Origin of the sequence: Streptomyces sp. Y1 (assembly GCF_041053115.1) — a bacterium.
Lineage (GTDB): Bacteria > Actinomycetota > Actinomycetes > Streptomycetales > Streptomycetaceae > Kitasatospora > Kitasatospora rubellomurina.
This window is the reverse complement of sequence record NZ_CP163445.1, coordinates 4,470,892-4,489,036: the sequence shown is the minus strand read 5'-3', so window position 1 is coordinate 4,489,036 and position 18,145 is coordinate 4,470,892. Positions and strand designations below refer to the sequence as shown.

The 18,145-nt window shown below is 70.4% G+C and carries 16 protein-coding genes and 1 tRNA gene; 2 read left to right on the top strand and 15 right to left on the bottom strand.

Annotated elements, in window-relative coordinates; all coding sequences use genetic code 11:
- Positions 1-29: 29 nt before the first annotated feature.
- The 11 genes from rpoB to AB2U05_RS19280 form a co-directional block, all read right to left on the bottom strand.
- Positions 30-3,506, bottom strand: coding sequence for a DNA-directed RNA polymerase subunit beta (gene rpoB, locus AB2U05_RS19330; RefSeq protein WP_045693066.1), 3,477 nt, complete (start codon positions 3,504-3,506; stop codon positions 30-32).
- A gap of 698 nt (positions 3,507-4,204) precedes the next feature.
- Complete coding sequence (gene rplL, locus AB2U05_RS19325) at positions 4,205-4,591, bottom strand: 50S ribosomal protein L7/L12 (protein WP_045693067.1); 387 nt, start codon at positions 4,589-4,591, stop codon at positions 4,205-4,207.
- A gap of 88 nt (positions 4,592-4,679) precedes the next feature.
- Positions 4,680-5,243, bottom strand: coding sequence for a 50S ribosomal protein L10 (gene rplJ, locus AB2U05_RS19320; protein WP_045693068.1), 564 nt, complete (start codon positions 5,241-5,243; stop codon positions 4,680-4,682).
- A 356-nt stretch (positions 5,244-5,599) separates the two neighbouring features.
- A complete protein-coding gene (locus tag AB2U05_RS19315; protein WP_369183837.1) occupies positions 5,600-6,481 on the bottom strand; it encodes a hypothetical protein in 882 nt (293 codons plus the stop codon).
- A 46-nt stretch (positions 6,482-6,527) separates the two neighbouring features.
- Positions 6,528-7,451, bottom strand: a complete 924-nt coding sequence (locus AB2U05_RS19310; RefSeq protein ID WP_369183836.1) for a hypothetical protein — start codon at positions 7,449-7,451, stop codon at positions 6,528-6,530.
- Positions 7,452-7,562: 111 nt separating this feature from the next.
- The gene (locus AB2U05_RS19305) at positions 7,563-8,348 is read right to left on the bottom strand and encodes a hypothetical protein (RefSeq protein WP_369183835.1); all 786 of its coding nucleotides are present in this window, start codon (positions 8,346-8,348) and stop codon (positions 7,563-7,565) included.
- A gap of 228 nt (positions 8,349-8,576) precedes the next feature.
- Entirely contained in the window at positions 8,577-9,299 is a 723-nt protein-coding gene (gene rplA, locus AB2U05_RS19300) for a 50S ribosomal protein L1 (RefSeq protein WP_045693072.1), read from the bottom strand.
- Positions 9,300-9,398: 99 nt separating this feature from the next.
- Entirely contained in the window at positions 9,399-9,833 is a 435-nt protein-coding gene (gene rplK, locus AB2U05_RS19295; RefSeq protein ID WP_030232334.1) for a 50S ribosomal protein L11, read from the bottom strand.
- Positions 9,834-9,998: 165 nt separating this feature from the next.
- On the bottom strand, positions 9,999-10,778 hold the full coding sequence (gene nusG, locus AB2U05_RS19290; RefSeq protein ID WP_369185970.1) for a transcription termination/antitermination protein NusG: 780 nt from the start codon (positions 10,776-10,778) through the stop codon (positions 9,999-10,001).
- Positions 10,779-11,106: 328 nt separating this feature from the next.
- Positions 11,107-11,466 (bottom strand): preprotein translocase subunit SecE, encoded by a 360-nt coding sequence (gene secE / locus AB2U05_RS19285; protein WP_045693073.1) that lies wholly within the window; start codon positions 11,464-11,466, stop codon positions 11,107-11,109.
- Positions 11,467-11,630: 164 nt separating this feature from the next.
- Positions 11,631-11,703: transfer RNA gene (locus AB2U05_RS19280), tRNA-Trp, on the bottom strand.
- Between the two features lie 285 nt (positions 11,704-11,988).
- On the opposite strand from AB2U05_RS19280, the gene AB2U05_RS19275 reads away from it, so the two are divergent.
- Positions 11,989-13,236, top strand: coding sequence for a pyridoxal phosphate-dependent aminotransferase (locus tag AB2U05_RS19275; RefSeq protein WP_369183834.1), 1,248 nt, complete (start codon positions 11,989-11,991; stop codon positions 13,234-13,236).
- A gap of 129 nt (positions 13,237-13,365) precedes the next feature.
- Entirely contained in the window at positions 13,366-14,409 is a 1,044-nt protein-coding gene (locus AB2U05_RS19270) for an adenosine deaminase (protein ID WP_369183833.1), read from the top strand.
- Positions 14,410-14,421: 12 nt separating this feature from the next.
- Here AB2U05_RS19270 and AB2U05_RS19265 read toward each other — a convergent pair whose 3' ends face one another.
- The 4 genes from AB2U05_RS19265 to AB2U05_RS19250 form a co-directional block, all read right to left on the bottom strand.
- On the bottom strand, positions 14,422-15,504 hold the full coding sequence (locus tag AB2U05_RS19265; protein WP_369185969.1) for a UDP-N-acetylmuramate dehydrogenase: 1,083 nt from the start codon (positions 15,502-15,504) through the stop codon (positions 14,422-14,424).
- A 20-nt stretch (positions 15,505-15,524) separates the two neighbouring features.
- Complete coding sequence (locus AB2U05_RS19260) at positions 15,525-16,964, bottom strand: MFS transporter (RefSeq protein WP_045693076.1); 1,440 nt, start codon at positions 16,962-16,964, stop codon at positions 15,525-15,527.
- Positions 16,965-17,050: 86 nt separating this feature from the next.
- Complete coding sequence (locus AB2U05_RS19255) at positions 17,051-17,623, bottom strand: TetR/AcrR family transcriptional regulator (RefSeq protein WP_369183832.1); 573 nt, start codon at positions 17,621-17,623, stop codon at positions 17,051-17,053.
- Between the two features lie 95 nt (positions 17,624-17,718).
- Positions 17,719-18,141 (bottom strand): MaoC family dehydratase, encoded by a 423-nt coding sequence (locus tag AB2U05_RS19250; RefSeq protein WP_045709391.1) that lies wholly within the window; start codon positions 18,139-18,141, stop codon positions 17,719-17,721.
- Between the last annotated feature and the right edge of the window lie 4 nt (positions 18,142-18,145).

Sequence of the window (18,145 nt, the reverse complement as noted above, 5' to 3'; positions counted from 1 at the left end):
GCTGCGCGGGGCAGCCGGCCCGGCCTCCGTCAGACCTCTTCGACGCTGCTCGGCTCGCGCCGGGACAGGTCGATGCCGAGCTCCTCGGCGGCGCGGAACACGTCCTCGTCGGAGTCCCGCATCTCGATGGACTGGCCGTCCGAGGACAGCACCTCCACGTTGAGGCAGAGCGACTGCATTTCCTTGATGAGCACCTTGAAGGACTCGGGAATGCCGGGCTCGGGGATGTTCTCGCCCTTGACGATCGCCTCGTAGACCTTCACGCGGCCCAGGACGTCGTCGGACTTGATGGTGAGCAGCTCCTGCAGCGCGTACGCAGCGCCGTACGCCTCGAGGGCCCACACCTCCATCTCACCGAAGCGCTGACCACCGAACTGCGCCTTACCACCGAGCGGCTGCTGGGTGATCATCGAGTACGGACCGGTCGAACGGGCGTGCAGCTTGTCGTCGACCAGGTGGTGCAGCTTGAGGATGTACATGTAGCCGACCGAGACCGGCATCGGGAACGGCTCGCCGGAGCGGCCGTCGAACAGCCGGGCCTTGCCGGTGGAGTTCACCAGGCGCTCACCGTCACGGGTGAGGGTGGTGTTGTCCAGCAGGCCGGTGATCTCGTCCTCGCGGGCGCCGTCGAAGACCGGGGTGGCGAGGTTGGTGCCACCCTCGACCTGGTCGGCGCCGATCGCCTGCAGGCGCTGGGCCCACTCGTCGGCGAGGCCGGAGACGTCCCAACCCTGCTTGGCGAGCCACCCGAGGTGGATCTCCAGGACCTGTCCCGGGTTCATTCGGGACGGGACACCCAGCGGGTTGAGGATGATGTCGACCGGGGTGCCGTCCTCCAGGAAGGGCATGTCCTCGACCGGCAGGATCTTGGAGATGACACCCTTGTTGCCGTGGCGGCCGGCGAGCTTGTCACCGTTGGTGATCTTGCGCTTCTGGGCCACGTAGACGCGGACCAGCTGGTTGACGCCCGGGGGCAGCTCGTCGCCCTCTTCGCGGTCGAAGACGCGGACGCCGATGACCTTGCCGGACTCACCGTGCGGCACCTTCAGCGAGGTGTCGCGGACCTCACGGGCCTTCTCGCCGAAGATCGCGCGGAGCAGGCGCTCCTCGGGGGTCAGCTCGGTCTCACCCTTCGGGGTGACCTTGCCGACGAGGATGTCACCGGTGACGACGTCGGCGCCGATCCGGATGATGCCGCGCTCGTCGAGGTCGGCCAGGACCTCCTCGGAGACGTTCGGGATGTCCCGGGTGATCTCCTCGGGGCCGAGCTTGGTGTCACGGGCGTCGACCTCGTGCTCCTCGATGTGGATCGAGGAGAGGACGTCGTCCTGCACGAGGCGCTGCGACAGGATGATCGCGTCCTCGTAGTTGTGACCCTCCCACGACATGAACGCCACGAGCAGGTTCTTGCCGAGGGCCATCTCGCCCTCGTCGGTGCAGGGGCCGTCGGCCAGCACCTGGTTGACCTCGACCCGGGCGCCCTCGTCCACGAGCACCTTCTGGTTGAAGGCGGTGCCCTGGTTGGAGCGGGTGAACTTGGCGGCGCGGTACGTGGTGTACGTGCCGTCGTCGTTGGCCACGGTGACGTAGTCGGCCGAGACCTCCTGGACGACACCGGACTTCTCGGCGGTGATGACGTCCGCGGCGTCGACGGCGCAGCGGTACTCCATGCCGGTACCGACCAGCGGAGCCTCGCTCTTCAGCAGCGGCACCGCCTGGCGCATCATGTTCGAGCCCATGAGCGCGCGGTTGGCGTCGTCGTGCTCGAGGAACGGGATCATGGCGGTCGCGACCGACACCATCTGGCGCGGCGAGACGTCCATGTAGTCGATCTCGGAGCCCGGGATGTAGTCGATCTCGCCGCCACGGCGGCGGACCAGGACGCGCGGCTCGGCGAAGTGCAGGTCCGCGGTCAGCGGGGCGTTCGCCTGGGCGATGACGTAGCGGTCCTCCTCGTCGGCGGTGAGGTAGTCCACCTGCTCGGTGACGACACCGTCGACGACCTTGCGGTACGGGGTCTCGATGAAGCCGAAGGCGTTGACCCGGCCGTACGAGGCCAGCGACCCGATCAGACCGATGTTCGGGCCTTCCGGGGTCTCGATCGGACACATGCGGCCGTAGTGCGAGGGGTGCACGTCTCGGACCTCGAAGCCGGCCCGCTCACGGGACAGACCACCGGGGCCGAGGGCGGACAGACGGCGCTTGTGGGTCAGGCCCGACAGCGGGTTCGTCTGGTCCATGAACTGCGACAGCTGGCTGGTGCCGAAGAACTCCTTGATGGAGGCGACGACCGGCCGGATGTTGATCAGGGTCTGCGGCGTGATCGCCTCGACGTCCTGGGTGGTCATGCGCTCGCGCACGACGCGCTCCATGCGGGCGAGACCCGTACGGACCTGGTTCTGGATGAGCTCGCCGACGTTGCGCAGGCGGCGGTTGCCGAAGTGGTCGATGTCGTCGACCTCGACCACGATGTCGCGGCCGGTCTCGTCACGCCACTCGGTCTCACCGGCGTGCAGCTTCACCAGGTACTTGATCGCACCGATGATGTCGGGCTCGGTGAGCACGCCGGAGTCCAGCGACTCGGCGTTGCCCAGCTTGCGGTTGAGCTTGTAGCGGCCGACCTTCGCGAGGTCGTAGCGCTTCGGGTTGAAGTACAGGTTCTCCAACAGCGTCTGCGCGGCCTCACGCGTCGGCGGCTCGCCCGGACGCAGCTTGCGGTAGATGTCGAGCAGCGCGTCGTCCTGGCCCTGGGTGTGGTCCTTCTCCAGGGTGTTGCGCATCGACTCGTACTCGCCGAACTCCTCGAGAATCATCTCGTTGGTCCAGCCGAGAGCCTTCAGCAGCACGGTGACGGACTGCTTGCGCTTGCGGTCGATGCGGACGCCGACCATGTCGCGCTTGTCGATCTCCATCTCCAGCCAGGCACCACGCGAGGGGATGACCTTGCAGGAGTAGATGTCCTTGTCGGACACCTTGTCCAGGGTGGAGTCGAAGTACACACCCGGGGAGCGGACGAGCTGCGACACGACGACACGCTCGGTGCCGTTGATCACGAACGTGCCCTTGTGGGTCATGAGCGGGAAGTCGCCCATGAAGACCGTCTGAGACTTGATCTCACCGGTCTCGTTGTTGGTGAACTCGGCCGTGACGAAGAGCGGGGCCGCGTACGTGAAGTCGCGGTCCTTGCACTCGTCAATGGAGTTCTTCGGCGGCTCGAAACGGTGGTCGCGGAAGGTCAGCGACATCGACCCGCTGAAGTCCTCGATCGGGGAGATCTCCTCGAAGATCTCCTCCAGACCGGACTTGGTGGGGACGTCCTGACCGGACTCCAGCGCCTCCTCGACCCGGGCCTTCCAGGCCGCGTTGCCGAGCAGCCAGTCAAAGCTCTCGGTCTGCAGGGCCAGGAGGTTCGGGACCTCGAGGGGCTCCTTGATCTTCGCGAACGAGACGCGGAGCGGGGCGGTGGATGCGGCGGAATTGTTCGAGGCGTTGCGCGGCGCGGCCAAGAGGGGGGTCCTTCCGAGGGCTCGGAGCTCACTACGCGCGTACCAGCCGGGCCTGCTTGAGCCTTGGTCCCGCCTCCCTCGCCACTGGCCTCTGCCGGGGTCGAAACCCGAGGTCAGAGCCGCTTTGCGGAGGCGATGCCAGACCCCTTCAGGGCAACGCAAACTCCGGGCGACGAGTCACGGAGAAGCTAACAGGCAGCGCAAAGGGACAGTGTAGCCAAAGGCCACACTGCTGTCCAGCTCTGATTCGGAAACCGAATCGGAGACTCCTCCCGGTAGCCGGCGAGCGCGGACGCCCACCGGGTACTGCTCTAACTCACGTCGAGTCATTTCCCGCCGGAGCCACTGGTTATGCATCCAGCAGTGGACCAACCCGGCGGACTCGCGCCTTGAGAATCGCGCGCCGCGTCGGGTTCGTCAAGGGCCCGCCGGCGGGGCGGACCTCGCCCTCTCCATCGCCCGTGACCCCTCCGGCGTTACAGAAGCCGTGGTGGGGGCCACCGTCGATGACCGTGATCACCTTACTCCTCGCGACCGACAGTGCCGAGTGAGCGATCGGCCACACCGGTGGTCCGGACCGGCCGGGCGGCGGGCGTCCCCCGGGTCCGGCGCCCTGCCCCCGGAACGCGAAAAAGCCGGGCCGACCACCCGCAAGGGTGATCGGCCCGGCCTCAGGCCCCCTCAGAGGGGGCGAGAAGTCACTTGACGGTGACCTTGGCGCCGGCACCCTCGAGGGCGGCCTTGGCCTTCTCGGCAACGTCCTTGGCAACCTTCTCCAGGACCTTGGCACCAGCGGTGTCAACGAGGTCCTTGGCCTCCTTCAGGCCGAGGGAGGTCAGGGTGCGCACCTCCTTGATGACCTGGATCTTCTTGTCGCCGGCGGCGTCGAGGATGACGTCGAACTCGTCCTGCTCCTCAACGGCCTCGGCGCCACCGGCGGCACCGCCGGCAACGACGACGGCAGCGGCCGGGGCGGCAGCGGTGACGTCGAACTTCTCCTCGAAGGCCTTCACGAAGGCGGCGAGCTCGATGAGGGTGAGCTCCTCGAACTGCGCGAGCAGCTCGTCCTGGGTCAGCTTCGCCATGATGGCGTCCTTCCACTAAATCGGCAGGTGGTGCCGGATGTACGGGTTGGCGGGCGTACGGGCCCGCAGCGAGGCGTGAGCCTGCCGATTACTCGGCGGCGGCGTCCTCGGCGGCGGGAGCCGGCGTACCGGCACCGCCCTGCTCGACCTTGTCGCGCAGCGCGTCCACGGTGCGGACGAGCTTCGACGGCAGGGCCTGGAAGAGCGCGGCAGCCTGGGACTGCTTGGCCTTCAGGGCACCCGCCAGCTTGGCGAGCAGCACCTCGCGGGACTCGAGGTCCGCGAGCTTCTTGATCTCATCGGCGGACAGCGCCTTACCGTCAAGGACACCGCCCTTGATGATGAGAGCGGGGTTCTCCTTGGCGAAGTCACGCAGAGCCTTCGCCGACTCCACCGGGTCACCGGTGACGAAGGCGACAGCCGTCGGACCGTTGAACAGGTCGTCCAGCTCCGTGATCCCGACCTCGTTGGCCGCGATCTTGGTCAGCGTGTTCTTCACCACGGCGTACTCGGCGTTGTCGCCGAGCGAGCGACGCAGGGTCTTGACCTGCTTCACCGAGAGACCGCGGTACTCGGTCAGCAGCGCCGCGGAGGAACCACGGAACTTGTCCGTGATCTCAGCGACGGCAGCAGCCTTGTCGGGCCTGGCCATAGGCTTACGCCTCCTTCCGTGATGTCGAAGTCCGGCCGACCGCGAAAGTCGACCATTCACACCTCGGACCACCAGGGCGGAAGGAAAGCTCCTGCAAAAGCAATGAGCCCCGATGCGCAGGGCGCACGGGGCTCGCAGTGACCTCGACGGGCTCCGCGCGGACGCGGCACCCGGAAATCGAAAGCTCCAGACACACCTGCGCGGGCTGCCTGCGACGAATCACAGATCCTTCGGCCGCCTGCTCCCTGACGGGCACGGCGACAACCAGCGGTCTTTGGCTTCCGCCAGATTAGACGGACGCACCCGTACGACGCAAATCGCCCTCGGACGGAGCAGCCCGGCAGGCCCGGCGCGGCTCAGCGGGCCAGCGGGGAGACCGTCCGGACGCCGGTGTCCACGGTGTCCGGCTCGGCCGGGGCCTGGGCCGAGAGCAGCGCCCCGGCGAAGTCCGAGTAGAGCACCAGGTCGTCCGCCCGGCCGCCGCCGTCGCCGCTCCCGGTGCGCTGCAGCTTGACCAGCTGGTCCTTGTCGTTGAGCCAGAGGTCCAGGGTCAGCGAGTGCGAGCCGCCGGGGGCCAGGGCGGCCCGCAGGCCGTCCCGGCGGGCCTGGGTCAGCTGGGCCTGGGCGGCGGCGTACTTCTCCGCGGTGGTGGTGACCCGGTAGTGCTCGACGGTCGAGTCCTCCAGCTTCTCCTCGCCGAGGAAGGCGGGCACCACCCCGTCCGCGGTGGCGGCGGCCAGCGCCTCCACCGGGTTCAGCGAGTCGATCAGCCCGGCGTACGGGACCTCCTTGCGGCCGTCCGGGTCCGGCGGGACGGTGAAGCGCTCCCAGTGCCGGCCGCCCTGGCGGGTCGCGGTGGCCGCGTCGCCGCCCTGGTAGGCGACGGTGTCCACGACGATCAGCTGCTCCGGGCCGCCCGCGGTCGAGCGCTTGACCTGCAGCGCCGTCTTCGGCGCCCAGAACAGCGGGCCGGCGCCGGCGTCCGCGCCCAGCCGGTAGCTGACCTTGGCCCGGCGGGCGGTCTGCATGGCCAGCTCGGCGGAGAGCAGGACGCCGTGCGGCGAGCGGTCGGTGGGCTTGGCCGGCCCGGTCGGGGTGGCCACGGTGGCCGGGGCACTGGTCGCGCTCGGACTGCCGGACGGCACGGCCGCCCGGTCCTCGCCCCCGCCGCACCCGGTGAGCCCGACCGCCAGCAGCGCGACGGCGGCCACTCCCGCCCGCCGCTGCCGTCCCACCATCGTCCGTTCCTCTCTCACCCGGGCCACCTTGCCATCCACCCCGGCCTCAGGACGCGGTGGCCCCCTCGGAATGCTTCTGCAGTTCCCTCATGTCGACGTAGTCGTACGGCTCGGCCGCGAGGACCGGGGTGCCGTAGTCGGAGTAGCCCACGGTGACGTTGAGCGCCCCGGCCTTGGTGTCGGCCTGCTCGACCCGCTTGACCACCAGCATGTCGGCGTCGACCCAGACGTCGAGCGTCTCGTGGGTGACGCCGTTGGCCGTCAGGCCCTGCTTGATCTTCTCGATCTGCTCCTGGGTCACGCTGGAGCCGGTCACCTTGATCATGTCAGCCAGGTCGAGCTCACCGGTGTAGTGGGTGGCGGCCTTGCCGTTCACCGTGTCCTGGCCGACCTCGGTCACCTTGCCGCCGGCGATCAGCGCCCGCACGCCCTGGACCGGGTCCATGCTGGTGAACTGGGTGGTCTGCGCGCCGGTGGCCTTGGCCAGGTCCTCCTTCGTGTACCGCAGCCAGCGGTGTCCGCCGAGCTCGGCGGACGCGTCCGGGCCCAGCTTCATGTACATACCGATGTCGGTGTACAGGTAGTGCACGCTCGGGCCGCCGGTCACGGGTTCGAGCGTCTTGGCCAGCGGCGATCCCGACACGTCCATGGTGATGTCGGCCTGGAGGCCGTGGGCCCAGGAGGCCGCGCCCTTGCCCTTGATGGTGGTCGCGCCGATCGTGATCGACTCGTCGATCTTCGCGGACTTCGCCGCCCCGGTCTTCTCCGTGACCTTCTCCAGGAAGATCGCCGGAGTCACCTTGGCCGGCGGTGCGGACGGCGTGTCCTCGGCGGTCGCCGCGGCCGTCGCGGCCGGGGCGACCGGTGCCGCGGCCTTGCCGCCGTCCTTCTTCTCGTCGTCGCAGGCCGTCGTGGTCAGCGCCAGGGCGGCGAGCACGACGACGACGGCGGACTTGCTACGAATTCCCATAATTCCCCCCACTGAGGATTCCCGACTCCCCTCCCCCGGTGAGCCGGTGGTGCTCCTTGTGCGGACTCTATGCGATCAACCGCCGCCCGGGACACCGGAATTCGGCGCTCGTCACCCCGTCGCGGCAGCGGTCGGGTCCGCGGAAGCGGCGCCCGAGACCTCGGTCGTGGTGACGGTGGTCCCGGTGTCGCCGGTGACGGTCTCGCGCAGTCTCAGCAGCCGGGAGCCGGGCCCGACCCAGAGGTCCCAGTCGATCGTCTTCACCCCGTGCCGCTGGTACCAGTCGAGCACCGCGGCCAGCCGGTCCGGCCCCAACTCCCCTTCCGCGCCGAAGTATTCGGCCACCGGCGTGGAGCCCCGGTAGTGCGCCGCGGTCGTCCCGGCGACGTCCTCGCCACCGAGCGAGCCGAGCGTGCCGGCCTGGGCGACGGCGTACGCGCGGCTGCCCGGGTTGGTGATCAGCGCCGTCGTCCAGCCGCCCGCCCAGCCGCCGGCGGCCCCCGCGGCGGGGTCGAGCGACTCGGCCGTGGCGCGGTCCGCGTGCTTGGCCCGGCCGTCCTGGTACGCGAGGTCGACCGCGCCGTCCCGGACGGTCAGCCGCCCGGCTCCGAGTTCATCGGTGACGGTCAGCGCGGCCTCGTCCCGGGCTCCCCAGGTGAGCGTGCCGCTCGCGGTGCGCCGGCCGGCCGGGCCCTCCTGGACGACGTCGATCCGGGCGGTGCCGGAGTCGTCCAGCGCCTGGGCGGCGGTGAGCACCACCTGCTTCGGCGGCACCGGCGCGGGCTGCCCGGGGGTGCCGGTGGCGGGGGCGGCCAGCAGGCTGCATCCGGTGGTGGCGCCGAGCAGCAGCAGGGCCGCCGCCCGGGCGGGGGCGGCGGGGCGAAGGGCGGGCGGCACGACTCACTCCGGCGGTCACGGGTTCTCCACATGATCTGACCGGCAGAGCGTACGACGACTCGACCGACCGTTCCCATCCCCGCAGGTCCCGGTTCCGCAACCATGTCCGCCGCACCCCCGGTCCCGACTGCCCGGCCCGACCGCCCGCCCGCCCCCGGGAACGACGGCGGGCCCGCACCCCCGAAGGGGTACGGGCCCGCCGTGCGGACTGCTTCAGAGCACTGGGGCTCAGACCGCGGCCGGGTCCTCCTCGACGAGGAGGTTGCGGGTGCGGTTCGGGTCCACCTGGATGCCGGGGCCCATGGTGGTCGAGAACGCGGTCTTCTTGATGTAGCGGCCCTTGGCGGCGGACGGCTTGGCGCGGAGCACCTCGTCCAGCGCGGCGGCGTAGTTCTCGACCAGCTGCTCGTCGGTGAAGGAGGCCTTACCGATGATGAAGTGCAGGTTCGAGTGCTTGTCGACGCGGAACTCGATCTTGCCGCCCTTGATGTCGTTGACAGCCTTGGCGACGTCCGGGGTCACGGTGCCGGTCTTCGGGTTCGGCATCAGACCACGGGGACCGAGCACGCGGCCCAGGCGGCCGACCTTGCCCATGAGGTCCGGGGTGGCGACGACGGCGTCGAAGTCCAGACGGCCCTTGGCGACCTCGTCGATGAGCTCGTCGGAGCCGACGATGTCGGCGCCGGCAGCACGCGCGGCCTCGGCACGGTCGCCGGTCGCGAAGACCAGGACCCGAGCGGTCTTACCGGTGCCGTGCGGGAGGATCACGGTGCTGCGGACCATCTGGTCGGCCTTGCGCGGGTCGACGCCCAGACGCATGGCGACCTCGACGGTGCCGTCGAACTTGGTGGTGCTGGTCGCCTTGGCGAGGCGGACGGCCTCGAGGGGGGCGTAAAGGCGCTCGCGGTCGACCTGAGCGTCCGCGGCCTTCAGAGCCTTGCTGCGCTTCACTGCTGCTCCTGAATGGTGATTGGAGTTGTGGTAGTCATCGGGCCTGCGCAGGCCCTACCACGGGGGACGAGAAGGGGATCTGCCCTCGGGGAGAGGAGATCAGCCCTCGACGGTGATGCCCATCGACCGGGCGGTGCCGGCGATGATCTTCTCCGCCGCGTCCAGGTCGTTGGCGTTCAGGTCGGGCATCTTGGTGGTGGCGATGTCGCGGACCTGGGCGCTGGTGAGCTTGGCGACCTTGGTCTTGTGCGGCTCGCTGGAGCCCTTCTCGATACCGGCGGCCTTCAGGATGAGGCGCGCGGCCGGCGGCGTCTTCGTGATGAAGGTGAAGGAACGGTCCTCGTAGACCGTGATCTCCACCGGCACGATCATGCCGCGCTGCGACTCGGTCGCAGCGTTGTAGGCCTTGCAGAACTCCATGATGTTGACGCCGTGCTGGCCCAGCGCGGGGCCGACCGGCGGCGCCGGGTTGGCCGCGCCGGCGTTGATCTGGAGCTTGATAAGCCCCGTGACCTTCTTCTTCTTGGGAGGCATGTCTCTCCGGGTCCTTCCGAGAGGTGATTGCTGGTGCGTGCGGGACCGGGGCGACACCCGGCCGCCAGCACACACATCGGACCAGGCTAACGCGGATGCGCCGCTGGACCAAAACGGATTCGGGGCGGGGCCGTCGGCCCCGCCCCGAATCCGAAGACCGTACGACTAGTTCTTCTGGATCTGGTCGAAGGACAGCTCGACCGGGGTCTCCCGGCCGAAGATCTCGACCAGGCCCTTGACCTTCTTCGAGTCGGGGTTGATCTCGTTGATGGTCGCCTGCAGGGTGGCGAACGGACCGTCCGTGACGGTGACCGAGTCGCCGACCTCGAAGTCCAGCACCTGGATCTCGCTCGGCTTGACCGGCGACGGCTTGCCGGCCTCCTTCGCGGCCTGGCGCTCGACGTCCGGGGCGAGCATCTTGACGACCTCGTCCAGGGTCAGCGGGTACGGGTCGTAGGCGTTGCCGACGAAGCCGGTGACACCGGGGGTGTTGCGCACGACGCCCCAGGACTCGGGGGTGAGGTCCATGCGCACCAGGACGTAGCCGGGGAGCTTGTTCTGGCGGATGGTCTTGCGGTCGCCGTTCTTGATCTGGACGACCTCCTCCTGCGGCACCTCGGCCTGGAAGATGTACTCCTCGACGTTCAGCGAGACGGCGCGCTGCTCCAGGTTCTGCTTCACCCGGTTCTCGTAGCCGGCGTAGGTGTGGATCACGTACCACTCGCCGGGCATGAAGCGCAGGTCCTCGCGGAACTTGGCGACCGGGTCGACCTCCTCGGCCTCCTCGACCTCCTCCTCGGCGACCTCGGCGGCGTCCTGCGCGTCGGTGTCCTCCTCGGCGGCGTCCTCCGCGTCGGCGGCCTCCACGGACAGAGCGGCCTCCTCGGCGGGCTCGCCGGCCTCGGCCTCGTCGTACGCCTCGACCTCGTCCTCGTCGCCGTCCACGGCGTCCACGATCTGCTCGGCGGACTCGGTGTCGTCAGCCAGCTCGGCCGCGTCCAGCTCGGCGGCGACATCCGCCTCGCGGACGGTCTCGTCGGCGTCGTACAGGGGGGACTCAGACACGGTGGCTGCTTCTTTCCTGGAGATGGTGAAGGTGGCGCGCTCCGAATCCGCACCGGCGCGCGACCGCTCGCGCGGGCGCCGGGTGAGGTCTCGGAGACTTCAACAGTACCGAGTCAACGGTAGCCGCGCGTACGTCCGCCGCAGACAGCTCGACCCGGACCGATGATCGGCCCGGGTCGGGAAGCGTTTCGAAGGCGGTGCGTTCGGGTCAGCCGAAGATCCAGAGGCTCAGCTTGGAGAAGCCGTAGTCCAGGCCGGCCACGAAGGCCATCACGACGACGACGAAGGTCACCACGACGGCGGTGTAGCTGGTGAGGTCGCCCTTGGTCGGCCAGACGACCTTGCGCAGCTCGGCGATGATCTGGCGGTAGAACAGGCCCATGCGCGCGAACAGGCCCTTCTTGGCCCGCTTGCCGGACTTCTTCTCGCCGGAGCGGTTGGCCCGCTTGCGGTCGCGGCGCGAGAGCGCCTTCTCCTCGCCGTCGACAGGCGTGGTCTCGGCAGCGCCGTCGGCCCCCTCGGGGTTGCCGCTCTCAGGCGTTGCGGTGGAGCCCGTGGTCTCCGTCACTCGTCCTCACCTGAATCCGGGTCCTGCCGGACGTCATCGCACCCGGTTGGGGCACGAGCGGCCGGCGTAAGCGGTGCTGATCCAAACGATGCTGATCGGTGCCCTCTCCGCATCAAGCCCGCTCACTCCAGTGGAGCGAACGGGCTGAGATGCAGGTCAAGCAGCAGGGCAAGAGGGACTCGAACCCCCAACCGCCGGTTTTGGAGACCGGTGCTCTACCAATTGAGCTATTGCCCTACGGCGCCTCGCGGCTCCGTGGCGACCAACCTACCGCATCCAACCCCGCTGTCTGTACAGGCGGTGAAGGCTCCGGTCTTTTTCGGTGGGCCGTCGAGCAGCGAGTGTACGTGGTCGAGGGGCGTTTGGTCGAACCCCTTTCTTCCGGGAGCACCGCTCCGGCGGCGATCGTCCGGCCGCCCCCGGCGATCACCGGTGGATCTCCGGACGCCGCGATCCGGACGGAGCCGTACGGATACTGGAACCGCGATGCCCGGTCCGTCCCGGTTCTGCGACGATGCAGGCATGAGCGCTTCCACCCCTCAGCCCAACCAGTCCCTCCGCCCCGCCGACCGCCGGGTCTCCGCCCGGATCGGCGCGATCGCCGAGTCCGCGACCCTCGCCGTGGACGCCAAGGCCAAGGCCCTCAAGGCGGCCGGCCGCCCGGTGATCGGCTTCGGCGCCGGCGAGCCCGACTTCCCGACCCCGGACTACATCGTCGAGGCGGCCGTCGACGCCTGCCGCGACCCGAAGAACCACCGCTACACCCCGGCGGGCGGGCTGCCCGAGCTGAAGGACGCGATCGCCGCCAAGACGCTGCGCGACTCCGGCTACCGGGTGGACGCCTCCCAGGTGCTGGTCACCAACGGCGGCAAGCAGGCCATCTACGAGGCCTTCGCCGCGATCCTCGACCCGGGCGACGAGGTCATCGTCCCGGCGCCGTACTGGACCACCTACCCGGAGTCGATCCAGCTGGCCGGCGGCGTCCCGGTGGAGGTCGTCGCCGATGAGACCACCGGCTACAAGGTCTCGGTCGAGCAGCTGGAGGCCGCCCGCACCGAGAACACCAAGGTGGTGCTGTTCGTCTCGCCGTCCAACCCGACCGGCGCGGTGTACACCGAGGCCGAGGCCGAGGCGATCGGCCGCTGGGCGCTGGAGCACGGCCTGTGGGTGCTCACCGACGAGATCTACGAGCACCTGGTCTACGGCGACGCGACGTTCACCTCGCTGCCGGCCCTGCTGCCCGAGCTGGCCGACAAGTGCATCGTGGTCAACGGTGTGGCCAAGACCTACGCGATGACCGGCTGGCGGGTGGGCTGGGTGATCGGCCCCAAGGACGTGATCAAGGCCGCGACCAACCTGCAGTCGCACGCCACCTCGAACGTCTCCAACGTCGCGCAGCGCGCCGCGATCGCCGCCGTCGCCGGCGACCTGTCCGCGGTGCACGAGATGCGCACCGCCTTCGACCGCCGCCGCCGGACCATCGTGCGGATGCTCAACGAGATCGACGGCGTCGTCTGCCCCGAGCCCGAGGGCGCCTTCTACGCCTACCCGTCGGTCAAGGGCCTGCTGGGCAAGGAGATCCGCGGGCAGCGTCCGCAGACCTCCGCGGAGCTGGCGAGCCTGATCCTGGACGAGGTCGAGGTCGCCGCCGTCCCGGGCGAGGCCTTCGGCACCCCCGGCTACCTGCGGTTCTCCTACGCGCTCGGCGACGAGGACCTGGTCGAGGGCATCAGCCGGATCCAGAAGCTGCTCGGCGAGGCCCGCGACTGACGTCCCCCGCCCGACGTCCCCGTCAACGCGGCGCGCGGGACTCACTCGGCACACCGCCCTCTTTCACCCCTTCGGGGGATCGAAAGAGGGCGGTTCCCGTTCGGGGGCCCGATGCGGCAGTATTCGTCAATGGAACGCCTGTTGAATCCGCGAGACGTCAGGGGCCTCCCGAAGGCCCACCTGCACCTGCACTTCACCGGCTCGATGCGGCCCGCCACCCTGCTGGAGCTGGCCGACAAGCACGGCGTCCGGCTGCCGGAGGCGCTGAGCTCCGGCGAGCCGCCCAAGCTGCGGGCCACCGACGAGCGCGGCTGGTTCCGCTTCCAACGCCTGTACGACACCGCCCGCTCGGTGCTGCGGGACGAGGAGGACATCCGCCGGCTGGTCCTGGAGACCGCCGAGGACGAGCGGCTGGACGGCTCCCGCTGGCTGGAGATCCAGGTCGACCCGACCTCCTACGCGCCCCGGCTGGGCGGACTGATCCCCGCGCTGGAGCTGATCCTGGACGCGGTCGAGCACGCCGCCGCGGCCACCGGGGTGGGCATCCGGGTGCTGGTCGCCGCGAACCGGATGAAGTCCCCGATGGACGCCCGGACGCTGGCCCGGCTGGCCGTCCGCTACGCCGACCACGGCGTGGTCGGCTTCGGCCTCTCCAACGACGAGCGCCGCGGCCTCGCCCGGGACTTCGACCGGGCCTTCGAGATCGCCCGCAAGGGCGGGCTGCTCGCCGCCCCGCACGGCGGCGAGCTGGCCGGGCCCGAGTCCGTCCGGGACTGCCTGGACGACCTGGGCGCCGGCCGGATCGGCCACGGCGTGCGGGCCGCCGAGGACCGGCGGCTGATGGAACGGCTCGCGGACCGGCAGGTCACCTGCGAGGTCTGCCCGTCCTCCAACGTCTCGCTCGGGGTCTACGAGCGGCCGCAGGACGTCCCGCTGCGCAAACTGTTCGACGCCGGGGTGCCGCTGGCGCTCGGCGCGGACGACCCACTGCTGTTCGGCACCCGGCTGGCCGCCCAGTACGAGCTCGCGCGTGACGTACTGGGCTTCTCGGACACCGAACTCGCCGAGCTGGCACGGCAGTCGGTGCGCGGCTCGTGCGCGCCGGAGGCCGTCCGCAAGGAGCTGCTGGCGGAGATCGACGCCTGGCTGGTGGGGGTGCCGGTGGTGGTCTAGGGCCGGCTTCCGCTACAGCTCGACGCCGATCATCACCGGCTCGTTCACCAGCTCCACCCCGAAGGCCTCGCGGACGCCGTCCCGGATCTCCCGGGCCAGCGCCAGCAGGTCCTCGGCGGTGGCGGAGCCGCGGTTGGTGAGCGCCAGGGTGTGCTTGGTGGAGAGCGTCGCCGGGCCGCTGCCGTAGCCCTTGCCGAAGCCCGAGCGGTCGATCAGCCAGGCCGCCGAGGTCTTGGTGCAGCCCTCCGGGGCCGGGTAGGCGGGGGCGTTCTCGGCGCCCGGGCGGGTCCGGAAGGACTCGTACTGCGCGGCCGTGAGCACCGGGTTGGTGAAGAAGGAGCCGGCCGACCAGGTGTCGTGGTCCGCCGGGTCCAGCACCATGCCCTTGCCCGCGCGCAGCCCCAGCACCGCCTCGTACGCCCGGACCAGCGGCACCCGCTCGCCCTGCTCGACACCGAAGTGCTTGGCGACCTCGGCGTACTTGACCGGGGTGGACAGCCCGGCCTCGTCGGCCAGGGCGAACCGCACCCGCAGCACCACGTAGCGGTCGGGCTCGGCCTTGAAGCGGCTGTGGCGGTAGGAGAACGCGCACTCGGCGTTCGTCAGCACGACCGTCTCCCCGGCCGTGCGGTCGTACGCGACCACCTCGGTGATCGTCTGGGCGACCTCCTGGCCGTACGCGCCGACGTTCTGCACCGGGGTGGCGCCGGCCGAGCCGGGGATGCCGGCCAGGAACTCGATGCCGGCCAGGCCGTGCTCGCGGACGGTGCGGGTGACCGCCTCCGACCAGACCTCGCCGGCCGCCAGCTCCAGCACGGTGCCGTCCAGCGCGAAGCCGGTGGTGGCGATCCGCAGCACGGTGCCCCGGAACCCGGCGTCGCCGATCACCAGGTTGGAGCCGCCGCCGAGGACGAGCAGCGGCTCGCCGGCCGTGTCGGCCTCGCGGACGGCGTCGATCACCTCGTCGTCGGTGTGGGCGGTCACCAGGCGGCGGGCCGGGCCGCCGAGCCGCAGCGTGGTCAGCGGAGCGAGGGGGGCGTCGTTTTCTACCAGCACGCCCACCAGCGTACGGGTGGCAGGGGTGCCCCCCGGCACCCCTGCCACCCGCCTCCGGTTCAGACGCGCGCGGGCCGGGCCGGTTCCGCGGACCGCTCCCCCACCGCCACGGCCGCGCGCCGCCGCGGGATGAGCGCGGCGGCGACCGCCCCCGCCGCGACCGCCGCCGCGCCGACGTACAGCGCCGGCACCAGCCCGTCCGTGAAGGCCTGCGCCGACCGGTAGCCGCCCTGCGCCGAGAACACCGCCGAGAGGACGGCGATCCCGAGCGCCCCGCCGACCTCGCGCAGGGAGTTGTTGGCGCCGGAGGCGATCCCCTGCTCCTGCGGCCGGACGCTCGCCATCACCAGCTGGGCGGTCGGGCCGAAGTACAGCGACATGCCGATCCCGCAGAGCACGATGGCGGGGATCTGCGCCCCGTAGTCGAACCCGGTGCCGCCGTCGGCGACGAGGCCGAACAGCGCCAGCCCGGCGGCCTGGAGCACCAACCCGGTGACCACGATCGGCCGGCCGCCGATCCGGTCGGAGACGATGCCCGCGACCGGCGAGACCAGCAGCGGCATCGCGGTCCACGGCAGCATCCGGATGCCGGCCTCCTGCGGGCTGAAGCCGCCGACGCCCTGGAGGTACTGGCTGATCAGGAAGATCGAGCCGAACATCCCCAGGTACATCAGCAGACTCGCCGCGTTGACGGCCGAGAAGGCCCGGCCGCGGAACAGCCGCATCGGGAGCATCGGGTGGGCGGCGAACCACTGTTCGTACCCGACGAACGCGGCCAGCAGCACACCGCCGGCGATCAGAGAGCCGAGGACCGGCGGGCTGCTCCAGCCGTCCGGGTTGCCGCGGATCAGGCCGAGGACGATCCCGAACATCCCCAGGCTGACCAGCGCCGTCCCGGTCACGTCCAGGGCCCGGTCGGCGCCCCGGCTCTCGCCGAGCCGGAGGAAGGCCAGCGGCAGCAGGACCAGCCCGACCGGGACGTTCACCCAGAAGATCCACTGCCAGGAGAAGTGCTCGGTCAGGCTGCCGCCGATCAGCGGTCCGGCGGCGACGGCGAGGCCGCTGACGCCCGACCAGATGCCGAAGGCCAGTCCCCGCTTGGCCTCGGGCACGGCGACGGTGAGCAGGGTGAGGGTGAGCGGCATCATCACCGCGGCCCCGGCGCCCTGGACGGCGCGGGCGGCGATCAGCTCGCCGATGCCCGGGGAGAGCGCGGCGGCGGCGGAACCGGCCGTGAAGACCGCCAGGCCGACCAGGAAGACGCGGCGGCGGCCGAAGCGCTCGCCGAGCGCGGCGCCGAACATCAGCAGGACGGCGAAGCTCAGGGTGTAGGCGCTGACCGTCCATTCGAGGTCGGACAGGCCGCCGCCGAGTTCCTCGCGGATCGACGGCAGTGCGGTGGTGACGACCAGGTTGTCCAGCGCCGCCATGAAGCCGGCCACGCTGACGACCACCAGGGTCCAGGTCGCGGCCCTGCCGAGGGCCGGTCTCTCCGTCATGACTTCTCCCGGATTCCTCTAGGTAGTTATTGCTCAATAACTTTGCGGGGCCGAAAAACGGCCGCACGGATCACCGTGCGGCCGCGCTACTCGGCCTCGCCGCCCTGCCCGCACTCGTCGAAGCCGCCCCAGATCCGGTGGTCCTGGGGGAATCCGAGCGCCACCAGCGTGTTGATCAGCATCCCCTGGCCGAAGAACGCCGTGGCGCTCTTCAGGTCGCCGCCGAGCCGGACCCTGACCCGCTCGAACAGGCTCTCCCACAGCCGCCTGGCGGTCTCCCCGACCTCGTCCTCGCCGGCCGCCCTGGCCGCGAAGACCGAGACGTAGAGCTGCATCTGCATCATCAGCTGCTCGCGGTCCTCGACCAGCGCCAGGTAGGCGCCACCCATCGCCTCGGCGGCCTCCTCGCCGGACAGCCCGGCCGAGGCCTCGTCGAAGGCCCGCCAGGTCTCCTCGATGCAGCGTTCGGCGGCGGCCGAGAAGATCGCCTGCTTGCCCGGGAACAGCCGGAACAGGTACGGCTGCGAGACGCCGACCCGGCGGGCGATCGCCTCGGTCGAGGTGCCGTGGTACCCGCCCCGGGCGAACTCGATCATCGCGGCCCGGACGACGCTCTCGCGCCGCTCCTCCGCGGTCATCCGGATGCTCGACTTCGCCATGGCTCCCAAGTTAGTGGCCAATCACTACCTTGGCAAGGACGCGCGTCGCGGCGGGCACCCGCTTCCCGGAGCCCGCCGCGCACGCCCGTTCGGCCTCAGGCCAGGCGGACGACCGCCTTGGACATCCCGAGCACCTTCTGCCCGCCCGTGGTGGCCACCAGGTCGACCTGCACCGTGCGGTCGTCCAGCTTCTTGGCAACCTTGGCGGTGACCTCGATCACCGCGCCGACCCCGTCGTTCGGCACCGGCACCGGCCGGGTGAAGCGCACGCCGTACTCGATCACCGCGGCCGGGTCGCCGACCCAGTCGGTGACCACGCGGGCCGCCTCGGCCATGGTGAACATGCCGTGCGCGATGACGTCCGGCAGGCCGACCTCCCGCGCGAACTTCTCGTTCCAGTGGATCGGGTTGAAGTCGCCGGAGGCGCCCGCGTACTGCACCAGCGTGGCGCGGGTCACCGGGAAGGACTGCGCCGGCAGCTCGGTGCCGACCTCGACCTCGTCGTAGCTGATCGCCATGCCG

What these genes read in the sequence shown, in the direction of transcription:
- rplL (WP_045693067.1), bottom strand. Translation starts at nt 4,591, where the DNA reads ATGGCGAAGCTGACCCAGGACGAGCTGCTCGCGCAGTTCGAGGAGCTC.
- rplJ (WP_045693068.1), bottom strand. Translation starts at nt 5,243, where the DNA reads ATGGCCAGGCCCGACAAGGCTGCTGCCGTCGCTGAGATCACGGACAAG.
- AB2U05_RS19315 (WP_369183837.1), bottom strand. Translation starts at nt 6,481, where the DNA reads ATGGTGGGACGGCAGCGGCGGGCGGGAGTGGCCGCCGTCGCGCTGCTG.
- AB2U05_RS19310 (WP_369183836.1), bottom strand. Translation starts at nt 7,451, where the DNA reads ATGGGAATTCGTAGCAAGTCCGCCGTCGTCGTCGTGCTCGCCGCCCTG.
- rplK (WP_030232334.1), bottom strand. Translation starts at nt 9,833, where the DNA reads ATGCCTCCCAAGAAGAAGAAGGTCACGGGGCTTATCAAGCTCCAGATC.
- AB2U05_RS19275 (WP_369183834.1), top strand. Translation starts at nt 11,989, where the DNA reads ATGAGCGCTTCCACCCCTCAGCCCAACCAGTCCCTCCGCCCCGCCGAC.
- AB2U05_RS19270 (WP_369183833.1), top strand. Translation starts at nt 13,366, where the DNA reads ATGGAACGCCTGTTGAATCCGCGAGACGTCAGGGGCCTCCCGAAGGCC.
- AB2U05_RS19260 (WP_045693076.1), bottom strand. Translation starts at nt 16,964, where the DNA reads ATGACGGAGAGACCGGCCCTCGGCAGGGCCGCGACCTGGACCCTGGTG.
- AB2U05_RS19255 (WP_369183832.1), bottom strand. Translation starts at nt 17,623, where the DNA reads ATGGCGAAGTCGAGCATCCGGATGACCGCGGAGGAGCGGCGCGAGAGC.
- AB2U05_RS19250 (WP_045709391.1), bottom strand. Translation starts at nt 18,141, where the DNA reads ATGGCGATCAGCTACGACGAGGTCGAGGTCGGCACCGAGCTGCCGGCG.